The sequence below is a fragment of the Mycobacterium sp. genome, assembly GCF_032159775.1.
Taxonomy (GTDB): Bacteria; Actinomycetota; Actinomycetes; order Mycobacteriales; family Mycobacteriaceae; genus Mycobacterium.
In genome coordinates, this window is record NZ_JAVHWK010000108.1 from 15,690 (window position 1) to 27,322 (window position 11,633).

Genomic DNA, 11,633 nt, shown 5'->3' on the forward strand with positions numbered 1-11,633 from the left:
TAACATTGTCTGCCAGTCTCGCAATGTTATCTCTGTCAACATTTAGGCGGTACAACCGTGACCATCGACACTCGCAAGCGCTCCCCCCGAGGCACGCACTCCACACCCCCGAGAGCGCGACCGGTACTCATCCTCGTCGTCGTGCTGGTTGCGGCCTTGGCCATCAACATCGAGACGACGATCGTGAATGTGGCGCTGCCGACGTTGAATTCGGCACTGGGCGCGTCGACGCGCGGGCTGCAGTGGATCGTCGACGCCTACAATCTGGCGTTCGCCGCGCTGGTGCTGGCCGGCGGCACCGTCGGCGACAAGTTCGGCCGACGCGGCACCCTGATTGCCGGTCTCACCCTGTTCGCCGCCAGCAGCATCGGCGCGGCGCTCTGCACGTCGACGGGGCCGCTGATCGGAATGCGGCTGGTGATGGGCATTTCGTCGGCGCTGATCTACCCGACCACGCTGGCGATCATCACCGCCACCTTCCGCGATCCCAAGCAGCGGGCCGGCGCAATCGGCGTCTGGGGCGCGGTGACGGGACTCGGGGTGGCAATCGGCCCGATCCTCGGCGGCGCGCTGTTGGAGACCTTCTGGTGGGGAAGCCTGTTCCTGGCGCTGGCACCGATCGCAGTGGCCGCAGTGGTCGGCGCCATGCTCTTCGTGCCGGCGTCCACCGACGATTCGGGCGCCCGACTGGACCGGGGTGGTTTGCTTGCGTCGGTCGTGATGCTTGGCGCGCTGGTGTACACCATCATCGAAGCGCCTGAGCACGGCTGGGGCGCGACCCGCTCGCTGCTGGGATTCGGCCTGGCGTTGCTTGCGGCGCTGACGTTCCTCTGGTGGGAGCGACGTCAGCGTGATCCGCTGATCGACGTCAGCCTCTTTGCGAACCTGCGCTTCAGCGCGGCCAGCGGGGCGGTGACCGTCGCCTTCTTTGCGTTGTTCGGCTTCATCTTCCTGATCACCCAGTTCTTCCAACTGCTTCAGGGGTTCGGTCCGCTGGAAACCGGCGTGCGGATCCTGCCGGTCGCGTTGTCGATCGCGGTGGGATCGGTGCTGGGCACCCAACTCGCGGTGACCCGAATCGGCACGAAAGCGGTCGTGTTCGTCGGCCTGCTGATGCTCACCTCGGCGTTCGCATGGGTGGCCGTCATCGACGTCGATGTGCCCTACCTGCAGGTCGCAGCGCAGATGGTGCTGCTAGGCGGCGGGCTCGGGCTGACGACAGCGCCGGCCACCGACTCGATCATGGGAGTGGTCCGGCCCGAACAGGCAGGCGCCGGTTCGGCGGTCAACGACGCGACCCGTCAGGTCGGCGGCACACTTGGGGTCGCGGTGCTCGGCAGCATCTTCTCCACGCTTTATATCCGTCACCTGTCCGACAGCGAGATCCTGCGAGCCGCACCCGATCCCGCCCAGGCCACGGCGCGGGAGGGGCTGGCCCAGGGCTTGCAGGTCGCCGCCCAGTCTCCGCCATCGGTCTCGGCGGCGGTGCGTGACACGGTGAGTGACGCGTTCATGGCAGGCCTGCACGCCGGTTGCTTGACCGCGGCCGCCGTTTGTCTGGTCGGGGCGTTCTTCGTCCTCGCCGTGCTGCCTGCGCATCCCGCGAAGGCGGACCCAGCATGAGGAACGCACACCGGTATGGGCCGTGGGCCCTTATCACCGGGGCCAGCGACGGAATTGGCCAGGCGATGGCCCTGCGCATCGCCGCCGAGGGAATCAACGTCGTCCTCATCGCCCGCAACAGCGACAGGCTGCACGCCCTCGCCACCGAACTGAGCGCCGTGCACAACGTCGACACGAGGGCGCTGCCGACCGATCTGTCGGACGAGGGCGCCGCCGACACCATCGCTGAGCTCACGTCCGATCTCGACATCGGTCTGGTGGTACTGGCGGCCGGATTCGGCACCACCGGAACAATTCTCGAGACTGATTTGAGCGAAGAACTCCAACTGATCGCGGTGAACATCGTCGCGGTCATGCATCTTTCGCACATCTTCGCCGACAGGCTCGCTGCCCGCGGCACGGGCGGAATCGTGCTGTTCGGATCCATCGTCGGCTGGCAAGGTGTGCCGGGGCAGGCCAACTACGCCGCATCTAAGGCCTACGTGCAGAGTCTGGCCGAAGGACTCCACGACGAACTGGAGCCGCGTGGGGTCGACGTGCTCGCCGTCGCGCCCGGCCCCGTCGACTCGGGGTTCGGCGCACGGGCGGGCCTGACGATGACGTCCGCCGCCTCCCCTGAGGTCGTCGCGACGGCCGCGCTCAATGCGCTCGGACGGCGAACGGTGATCCCGGGCGCCCGCGCCAAATTCCTCACCTCGACATTGACGCCGCTGCCGCGTCGCATCCGTAGCCGCATCCTCGGGAAGGTGATCGCAGGTATGCGCACGTCGCACGATCCAGGAAGACGCGACCTCAGAGCAGATCAGTGATCGTCTTCAGCCCGGCCTCGTAGAGCACGCCGGGCAGCATGCCGCCATCGATCTCGATGGTCGTCCCATTGACGAAATCGGCAGCACCACTGCACAGGAACACTACGACCCGGCCGACCTCGGCGGGCTCACCCGCACGGCCGAGCGGGACGTCGCGGAAGTACTTCTCCCCCAACGGATCATCCTTGGGCAGCACGAAAGACCGGAAGTTGTCGGTCATCGTCGGGCCGAGCGCCAGCGCATTGACGCGCGCACGCGGCCCCCACTCCTGGGCCAGTGAGCGGGTGAGGTGGTTGAGCCCCGCCTTCGCCGCGCCGTAGGAGACCAGCGTGGGAGACCCCGCCGGATGACCGGCGCCGCTGGAGATGTTGATGATCGACCCGACACCGTCCTGGCCGCGCATCTGCCGGTAGACGCGGATGGCGAACCACAGCGGGCTGATCAGGTTCATCTGGACGGCGAAGGCGTGAAACAGCGCGGTCCGCTCGAAATCGTCGTCGGCACGGGGAGCACCCTGGAGCTTGGCGACGAGTTCCGGCACGTCCTCGACATTGGGGCTCGGCACGGTGCCGCCGGCGTTGTTGACCAGGATGTCGATGCGCCCGTAGGTGTCGACAACCTCGGCGACCATCGCGTCGATGGCACCGAAATCGCCCTGATCGCAGACCATCTGGGCGCTGCGCTGCAGCCAGGCTTCGTCGTGGTCCGTGCCGGGGATCGCCTCGAGCTTCGACCGCGAGCAGCCGATGACGGTGGCGCCCGCGCCGAGCAGCTCGTGTGCGATGCCGACGCCGACCCCGCGGCTGGTGCCGGTGACGATGGCCACCTTGCCCTCGAGGACACCCTCGGTCTTCACCCGCCACACCATAGACGAGGAACGGGGTGTGATTGGGTATCCGTGAGCACGTCGTTCACATCCGATGAGGAGATTCATGCCCGAGTGGGTGGTCGTTCTGCTGGCGCTGGCCGCCGCAGTGACCTCGGCGCTCGGGATCGTGATCCGTCAGCGCGCGACGCTGGAGATCCCCCAGGACGAGGGCGTCAGCACGACGATGTTCAAAAAGCTGCTGCGCAATCGCCTGTGGTGGGCGGGCACGGCAGTGGCGGCGTCCGGCTACGGTTTCCAGGCTCTCGCGCTGACTTGGGGATCGCTCATTCTTGTCGCGCCGCTTCTGGTGTCGGCGTTGTTGTTCGCGCTACCGATGAGCGCCCGGCTCGCCCATCGCCGCGTCACCGCGCACGACTGGGTGTGGGCGCTGGTGCTGACGTTGGGGTTGGCGGTATTCCTGACGATCGCGCGCGTGCAGCCGGGAAACTACCGACCACCGCCCGTCCTCTGGATCTTGGTCACCGTGCTGTGCGTGGTCGTGGTGCTGGGCTGTGTGATCGGGGGCGCCCGCACCGAGGGCCGCAACCGCGCGCTGCTGATCGCGACCGCGGTCGGGGTGTTGTTCGGCGTGGTGTCGGTGCTCACCAAGGTCACCGTGCAACGGCTCAACGAGGAAGGTATGTGGGGTACGTTGCTGATCCCCGCACCGTATCTCGTCCTGATCCTCGGCGTGGCGGCAACCCTGTTGCAGCAGTCGGCGTTTCACGCAGGCGCGCTGCAGGCCTCGGTGCCCACCATGTTGGTTCTCGAACCGTTGGTCGCGGTGTCGTTGGGTGTAATTGTGCTCGGCGAGGCACTCGCGGTCAGCGATCCGGTCAAGGTTGGACTGCTGGCGGTAGCGGTCGCGGCGATGGGGGCGGCGACGATTGCACTCGGTCGCGACGAGGGCGCGTTCGAAGAGATGCTCGAGACGGAGATGGCGCGCCGCAGCGAGACGCAGACCTAGGCCAGTTTCTTGTGCGCAGGCAACCCACCGGTCGCCTCGAAGATCACCCGTCTGCCGATCTCGACAGCATGGTCGGCGAACCGCTCGTAGAACCGGCCGAGCAACGCGACATCGACCGCCGAGCAGACCCCGTTGCGCCACTCCCGGTCGATCAGCACCGTGAACAGCTGGCGGTGCCGGGTGTCGACGACGTCGTCCTTTTCGCGCAGTTGCGCTGCCTTCTCGGCGTCGGGCGACAGCAGTATCTCCCGCGCCGTGCTCGCGAGTTGGACCGCCACATCGGCCATCTCGGCGAATAATCCGCGAACCTCGTCGGGCACCGCGTGATCGGGATGACGAAGCCGGGCGATGTTGGCGACATGCACGGCCAGCGCGCCCATCCGCTCGATGTCTGCGCCGACGTGCAGTGCGCAGACGACCTTTCTCAGATCGCCTGCTACCGGCTGCTGAAGCGCAAGCAGCCTGACCGCTCGCTCCTCCGTCGCCCGCCACTTGTCAGCGATGTGGCCGTGGTCGGCGATGACCTGTTCGGCAAGCTCAAGATCCGCCTGCAGCAGCGCCTTTGACGCGTGGTCCATCGCGTCCGCGGCCAGTCCGCACATGTCGGCCAATTGGCGGCGCAGAGCAGCGAGGTCATCCCGGTACGCCGTACGCATGGCCGGTGAAGTACCCCCGTCTCGGGGTTGTTAACCGGCTGAACTGACCTTTTCGCCCGGTTCGAACGGAATGCGCCGCAACGCGCCGAAGGCGTCTGCGGGCACGACGGGATGCGCAGGCTCGATCGGGCTGAGCCGCCGATACCCCTCGCCTTGGCGGGGCCGCAGGTCGTCCTCGCCCTTGTTGGGCCACAGCGAGGCAGCCCGCTCGGCCTGCGCGGTGATGCTCAGCGAGGGATTGACGCCGAGGTTCGCCGAGATCGCTGCGCCGTCGACCACCGAAAGCGTCGGATAGTTGTAGACCCGGTGATACGGGTCGATCACGCCGTGTTCGGCGCTGTCCCCGATTGCCGCACCGCCGAGGAAGTGGGCGGTCAGCGGAATGTTGAACAGCTCGCCCCAGGTGCCGCCGGCGACGCCGTCAATTTTCTGTGCCAGCCGGCGGGTGACCTCGTTGCCGACCGGTATCCAGGTCGGGTTGGGCTCGCCGTGGCCCTGCTTGCTGACCATCCGACGGATGCCGAGCCTGGTGCGTTTCGTGTAGGTCGTGATCGAGTTGTCCAGGTTCTGCATCACCAGCGCGATCATCGTCCGCTCGCTCCACCGCCGCGGGTTGAGCAACCGCAGCATGTTTTTGGGATCCTCGCCCGCCTGGTTCAGCAGCTGCCGCCACCGCGGGACGTCGCTGCCTTCCGGACCGGCACCGTCGGTCATCAGCGTCTGCAGCAGGCCCATCGCATTGGACCCCTTGCCGTAGCGGACCGGCTCGACGTGCGTGTCGGAGGTGGGGTGGATCGACGAGGTGATCGCCACACCGTGGGTGAGGTCGAGGTCGTCCCGCACGGCGAGCCGGCCCGCGCCGACGATCGACTCGGAGTTGGTTCGGGTCAGCACACCGAGTTTGTCCGACAGCTTCGGCAGATTCCCGCGATCGCGCATCTTGAATAGCAACTTCTGGGTGCCGAACGTGCCCGCGGCAAGGATGACGTGATCGGCGGTGAACGTCCGACGCTTGCGGCGCAGCAAGCGGCCGGTGTGGGCGGTCTTGACCTCCCACAGACCGTCAGGCCGCTGCTTGAAGCTCGTCACCGTGGTCATCGGATGAACTTGCGCCCCAGCAGTTTCGGCCAGCCCGAGGTAATTCTTCACGAGCGTGTTCTTGGCGCCGTAGCGGCAACCCGTCATGCAGGAGCCGCACTCGATGCAGCCGGTGCGGGCCGGTCCGACACCGCCGAAGTACGGGTCCGGCACGGTCTTGCCCGGCGCCTTGGTGCCGTCCGGACCGAAGAAGACACCGACGGGGGTCGCCACGAATGTGTCGCCGACACCCATGTCGTCGGCGACCTCCTTGATGATCTTGTCGGCGTCGGTGAACGTCGGGTTCTGCACCACACCGAGCATGCGTTGCGCCTGCTCGTAATGCGGCAACAACTCTGCGCGCCAGTCGGTGATGTGCTTCCACTGAGGGTCGTTGAAGAAGGGGTCCTGCGGCACGTAAAGCGTGTTGGCGTAGTTCAGCGATCCGCCGCCGACGCCCGCGCCTGCCAGGATCATCACGTTGCGGAGCAGGTGTATGCGCTGAATCCCGTACAAGCCGAGCTTCGGCATCCACAGGAACTTGCGCAGGTTCCACGAGGTCTTCGCGAACTCGTCATCGGCGTAGCGGGGGCCGGCCTCCAGGACACCGACGCGGTAACCCTTCTCGGTCAGCCGCAACGCGGAAACACTGCCCCCGAACCCCGAACCGATGATCAGAACGTCATAGTCAGGCTGCATCGAATCATTATGAACTTACCGGTCGGTAGCCAAAAGTCCGGGTCGACCGCCTGGCCTAGTTGCCGACGGCCAGGCCGACCTTCTGAAACTCCTTCAGGTCGCAGTAGCCGGCCTTTGCCATCGATCTGCGCAGCCCGCCCACCAGGTTCAACGAGCCGAACGGATCATCGGACGGACCGGTGAGCACCTGCGCAAGCGCGGGCCGTTCGCCGAGCGCAATCTGCAGAAGCGCGCCGCGCGGCAGCGACGGGTGAGCGGCGGCGGCGGGCCAGAACCAGCCGTCGCCGAGCGCCTCGGCGGCCAGCGACAACGGCGTGCCGAGCACCACAGCGTCCGCTCCGCAGGCGATCGCCTTGGCCAGGTCGCCCGACGTATGGATATCGCCGTCCGCCAGCACGTGAACGTAGCGGCCACCGGTCTCGTCGAGGTACTCGCGCCTGGCGGCGGCGGCGTCGGCAATGGCGCTCGCCATCGGCACGCTGATGCCGAGCACCTCGTCACTGGTGGTGACGCCGCTGGTGGAGCCGTAGCCGACGATCACGCCCGCAGCGCCCGTGCGCATCAGGTGCAGCGCGGTGCGATGGTCCAGCACGCCGCCCGCCACCACGGGTATGTCCAGCTCGGAGATGAACGTCTTGAGGTTCAGCGGCTCACCGTCTTGTGCGACGCGCTCGGCCGACACGATGGTGCCCTGTATGACGAGCAGGTCGATTCCCGCAGCCACCAATGCGGGCGTCAACGCCTGTGCGTTCTGCGGGCTCACTCTGACCGCGGTGGTCACGCCGGCTTCGCGGATGCGCGCGACGGCTGCGCCGAGCAGCTCGGGGTCCAGTGGCGCCGAATGTAGTTGCTGGAGAAGGCGAATGGAGGCCGCCGGTTCAGGCTCCTTCTCCGCGGCCTCGACCACTTGGGCGATCTTTTCGGCCACGTCGGCGTGCCTGCCGATCAGCCCCTCGCCGTTGAGCACGCCGAGACCACCGAGGCGGCCCATCTCGATCGCGAACTCGACCGACACCAGCGCGTCGGTCGGATGGGCGACGACGGGGATCTCGAAGCGGTACGCGTCGAGCTGCCAGGCGGTCGACACGTCCTGCGACGACCGCGTCCTGCGCGACGGGACGATGTTGATGTCGCCGAGTTCGTAAGTGCGGCGGGCGGTTCGGCCCATCCCGATTTCGACCATGTCGCGCATGCGGACTCGCTATCGGGTGTAGTAGTTGGGCGCTTCGACGGTCATCGCGATGTCGTGCGGGTGGCTTTCCTTCAGCCCTGCCGGGGTGATCCGCACGAACTGCGCCTGCTGCAACTGCTCGATCGTCGCTGCGCCCGTGTAGCCCATCGCCGCCCGCAGGCCACCCGTCAGCTGATGAATCACGGTGGACAACGGGCCCCGGAACGGAACGCGGCCCTCGATGCCCTCGGGAACCAGCTTGTCCTCACTGAGCGCATCGTCTTGGAAGTAGCGGTCTTTCGAGTACGACTTCGTGTTGGCACGGCCCTGCATCGCACCGAGCGACCCCATCCCCCGGTAGCTCTTGAACTGCTTGCCGTTGACGAAGATCAACTCACCAGGGGCCTCGGCGGTGCCCGCGAGCAGCGAGCCGAGCATCGTCGTGGATGCGCCCGCGGCCAGCGCCTTGGCGATGTCGCCCGAATACTGCAGGCCGCCGTCTGCGATTACCGGTGTTCCCGAGGGAGCACAGGCCGCAACCGCCTCGAGGATCGCGGTGATCTGCGGTGCGCCGACCCCGGCGACCACGCGGGTGGTGCAGATGGAACCGGGGCCGACACCGACCTTAACGGCGTCGGCGCCCGCCTCGACCAGAGCGGCCGCCGCAGCGCGGGTCGCGACGTTTCCGCCGATCACATCGACCCGTTGCCGCACTTCACGTTTGAGCTTGCTGACCATGTCCAGCACAAGCCGGTTATGGGCGTGAGCGGTGTCGACGACCAGCACGTCGGCGCCTGCGTCGGCCAGCGTCATCGCCCGCGTCCACGCGTCTGGACCGATGCCAACCGCCGCGCCGACCAGCAGCCTGCCGTCGCTGTCCTTGGTCGCGTACGGGTGCTGCTCGGTCTTGACGAAGTCCTTGACTGTGATCAAGCCGGTCAGCCGGCCATGTCCGTCGACGATCGGCAGCTTCTCGATCTTGTGGCGGCGCAACAGGCCAAGGGCCGCATCGGCGGTGACACCCTCGCGCGCCGTGATCAGCGGCGCCTTGGTCATCACCTCGGACACGGGCTTGCTCTGATCGACCTCGAAGCGCATGTCGCGGTTGGTGATGATGCCGACGAGCGCGCCGGTGTCGTCGACGACGGGCAGCCCCGAGATCCGGAACCTGGCACACAGCGCGTCGACCTCGGCGAGCGTGTTGCCCGGCGAACAGGTGACCGGGTCGGTGACCATCCCGGCTTCTGACCGCTTGACCGTTTCCACCTGGCCGGCCTGCTCGGCGACGGGAAGATTGCGGTGAAGCACACCCATGCCGCCCGCTCGGGCCATCGCGATCGCCATCCGCGCTTCGGTCACGGTGTCCATCGCCGAGCTGACCAGCGGCACCTTCAGCCGGATGCGCCTGGTGAGCTGACTGGATGTGTCGGCCGTGGCGGGCACCACATCGGAGGCGGCGGGAAGCAATAGGACATCGTCGAACGTCAGTCCGAGCATGGCGATCTTGGTGGGATCGTCGCCGCCGGTGGGCACCGGTACGGCGAGGGGGATGTCGCTTTCAGCGATCGACATGGGTTACAGCCTCCATCGGCGGGGAGCTAGATAACCATCTTATCGGCATCCCCATTGAAGAACCGGTCCCCACACGGGCCAACCGGGGTCCGCAGTTGAAGGGGCAACCGCTGGCGGGAGCCAGTGTCCCTAGCTAGGGTGGAACCGTGCGAGACCACCTGCCGCCTGGTTTGCCGCCGGATCCGTTCGCCGACGACCCGTGCGACCCCTCGGGGGCGCTGGACGCCCTCGAACCCGGCCAGCCTCTGGACGCACAGGAACGTACGGCGGTGGAGGCCGATCTGGCCGACCTCGCTGTCTATGAAGCCCTGCTGGCACACAAGGGGATTCGCGGTCTCGTGGTGTGCTGTGACGAATGCCAGCAGGACCACTATCACGACTGGGACATGCTGCGGGCCAATCTCTTGCAGCTCTTGGTCGACGGCACCGTGCGTCCCCACGAACCTGCTTACGACCCCGAGCCCGATGCATACGTGACGTGGGATTATTGCCGCGGCTACGCCGACGCCTCGCTCAACGAGGCGACGACGGAGCCAGACGGCTATCGCTGAGAGCTGATTCCTCAGTTCCCGTTTTTGGGCTTCTGGCCCGGAATCGGGAACAACGTCGTCGACGGCTGCTCGACCGGCGGTTCCTCCTGCGCAGGCACTAGGGCAGACGGTGGCTTCGGAGCAGGTACGACCGGTATCACCGGAGCAGGAGCCGGCAACGGCTCAGGTTCGGGTGCCGGCGCAGGCTTCGGGTTGTCCGGTACCTGCGGCTTGGGCTGCTCGACCGGCTTGGGCTGCTCGACTGGCTTGGGCAACTCGACCGGCTTGGGCTGCTCGACCGGCTTGGGCGGCTTCGGCGAATCCGGCGCCGGATCTTGATCCTGCGGCAACGGCTTCGGCTCGTTCTGGTCGGGTTTCGGCAGCGGCTTGGGCTGCTCCACCGGCTTCGGCAGGGGCAGCGGCAACTGCGGCAGATCCGGCAGCGAAATGTCCGGCGGCACACCGGGTCCGGGCAGCGGCAGCTGCGGTATTGGTGGCAGCTGCGGCAGCGAGATGTCCGGCAACGGCATACCGGGCACCGACGGCGGTAGCTGCGGCAGCGGCGGCATGGAAAATTGTCCCGGCGGGTTCGGCACCGAGGCGTTCGGTACGACCGAGGCGTCGGACACGGGCGGCGCGGTCGCATTCGGGTCGCGCGTCTCCACCTTGGCCGACAAGTCGTTCAACTGCTTTTGCAGTTCCTGCTGCCGCTGCGGGTCTTCGACGGTCTGCACGGTCGAGGTGACGGTCTGCAGCTTGTCTTGAGCGGCGTCCCAGTTGCCTTGATCGATGAGTTGCTGAACCTGTTGCATCTCCGTCTGGGCGGCCAGCGAGACCTGGTCGTCGCGGGTCACCTGCTGCTCGCCGAACAGCGAGACGCGCAGCCCGTACAGCGCATCGCCCGGCCCCGCGCCATAGACGATGGCGCCGAACCCGCCGAGACACAGCAACGCGGCCGCAACCGAGCCCGAGACGGCCATCGACATCCGCGTACGTCGCCGCGAGGCGAGCGCGCGATGAAGGACGAACTCGGCTTCTTGCTGCGGCGCAACCCTCGTAGGTGGCCTGCGAACCTCGTCGCGCCACCCGGACATCAGCCCGGCCAGCTCGGCATCGGCCGGGTCCGTCGCGTACACCGGCTGCTCGTGAGCCAGTGAGTCGAGGTAGCGGTCCGTATGCGCGATCGCGTTGAGCGACGGATCGCCTCCGTTTGCGCCCCAGCGCCGGAAATCAGGCATGGTCGTGCCCCGTCGCGATGATTTCTGACTTCAGTCGCGCCAGCGCGCGGTGCTGTGCCACCCGGACGGCGCCCGCCGTGCTGCCGACCGCCTCAGCGGTCTCCTCGGCACTCATGCCGACGACCACGCGCAGGATCAAAATCTCACGCTGCTTCTCCGGCAGAATCTCCAGCAGCTTGTTCATCCGCTGCGCGGCTTCACCGTCGAGGGCGAGTTGTTCGGGGCCGGCCTCCGCGGCGAAGCGCTCCGGCACGACTTCCGTCGGCTCAGAGCGGTTCCTGGCGGCCGCGCGATGAGCGTCGGCAACCTTGTGGGCAGCGATGCCGTAGACAAAGGCCAGGAACGGTCGTCCCTGATCCTTGTAGCGCGGCAGCGCCGTGATGGCGGCCAAGCACACCTCCTGTGCCACATCGTCAGCTGAGA

11 protein-coding genes are annotated in these 11,633 nt (G+C 67.1%); 4 read left to right on the top strand and 7 right to left on the bottom strand.

Annotated features, from left to right (window positions below):
• The first annotated feature begins 57 nt into the window (after positions 1-57).
• Positions 58-1,623: an MFS transporter gene (locus QOJ24_RS12170; RefSeq protein WP_526261444.1), complete on the top strand. Its 1,566-nt coding sequence runs from the start codon at positions 58-60 to the stop codon at positions 1,621-1,623.
• Positions 1,620-2,432: an SDR family NAD(P)-dependent oxidoreductase gene (locus QOJ24_RS12175; RefSeq protein WP_526261446.1), complete on the top strand. Its 813-nt coding sequence runs from the start codon at positions 1,620-1,622 to the stop codon at positions 2,430-2,432. The genes QOJ24_RS12170 and QOJ24_RS12175 overlap by 4 nt, the downstream gene beginning before the upstream one ends.
• Here QOJ24_RS12175 and QOJ24_RS12180 read toward each other — a convergent pair.
• Entirely contained in the window at positions 2,416-3,300 is an 885-nt protein-coding gene (locus QOJ24_RS12180; protein WP_526261448.1) for an SDR family NAD(P)-dependent oxidoreductase, read from the bottom strand. The genes QOJ24_RS12175 and QOJ24_RS12180 overlap by 17 nt on opposite strands.
• A gap of 64 nt (positions 3,301-3,364) precedes the next feature.
• Between QOJ24_RS12180 and QOJ24_RS12185 the strand changes: the two genes are divergently transcribed.
• A complete protein-coding gene (locus QOJ24_RS12185; RefSeq protein ID WP_526261450.1) occupies positions 3,365-4,267 on the top strand; it encodes a DMT family transporter in 903 nt (300 codons plus the stop codon).
• On the opposite strand, the gene phoU is transcribed toward QOJ24_RS12185, so the two are convergent.
• Genes phoU through guaB form a run of 4 tightly spaced genes read right to left on the bottom strand, consistent with a single transcriptional unit; the run spans position 4,264 to position 9,442 of the window.
• Positions 4,264-4,923, bottom strand: coding sequence for a phosphate signaling complex protein PhoU (gene phoU, locus QOJ24_RS12190; protein WP_526261452.1), 660 nt, complete (start codon positions 4,921-4,923; stop codon positions 4,264-4,266). The genes QOJ24_RS12185 and phoU overlap by 4 nt on opposite strands.
• A gap of 30 nt (positions 4,924-4,953) precedes the next feature.
• Complete coding sequence (locus QOJ24_RS12195) at positions 4,954-6,699, bottom strand: GMC oxidoreductase (RefSeq protein ID WP_526261454.1); 1,746 nt, start codon at positions 6,697-6,699, stop codon at positions 4,954-4,956.
• Between the two features lie 55 nt (positions 6,700-6,754).
• Positions 6,755-7,882, bottom strand: a complete 1,128-nt coding sequence (locus QOJ24_RS12200; protein WP_526261464.1) for a GuaB3 family IMP dehydrogenase-related protein — start codon at positions 7,880-7,882, stop codon at positions 6,755-6,757.
• An 18-nt stretch (positions 7,883-7,900) separates the two neighbouring features.
• The gene (guaB, locus tag QOJ24_RS12205) at positions 7,901-9,442 is read right to left on the bottom strand and encodes an IMP dehydrogenase (RefSeq protein WP_526261456.1); all 1,542 of its coding nucleotides are present in this window, start codon (positions 9,440-9,442) and stop codon (positions 7,901-7,903) included.
• 146 nt (positions 9,443-9,588) lie between these two features.
• Here guaB and QOJ24_RS12210 point away from each other — a divergent pair, with 146 nt between their 5' ends.
• Positions 9,589-9,993, top strand: a complete 405-nt coding sequence (locus QOJ24_RS12210; protein WP_123028452.1) for a DUF5319 domain-containing protein — start codon at positions 9,589-9,591, stop codon at positions 9,991-9,993.
• A gap of 11 nt (positions 9,994-10,004) precedes the next feature.
• Here QOJ24_RS12210 and QOJ24_RS12215 read toward each other — a convergent pair whose 3' ends face one another.
• Both QOJ24_RS12215 and QOJ24_RS12220 read right to left on the bottom strand, forming a co-directional pair.
• Positions 10,005-11,210, bottom strand: a complete 1,206-nt coding sequence (locus tag QOJ24_RS12215; protein ID WP_526261458.1) for an anti-sigma-D factor RsdA — start codon at positions 11,208-11,210, stop codon at positions 10,005-10,007.
• The coding region (locus QOJ24_RS12220) for an RNA polymerase sigma factor (RefSeq protein WP_526261460.1) at positions 11,203-11,633 on the bottom strand (431 nt) is incomplete at its 5' end. The genes QOJ24_RS12220 and QOJ24_RS12215, both read right to left, overlap by 8 nt.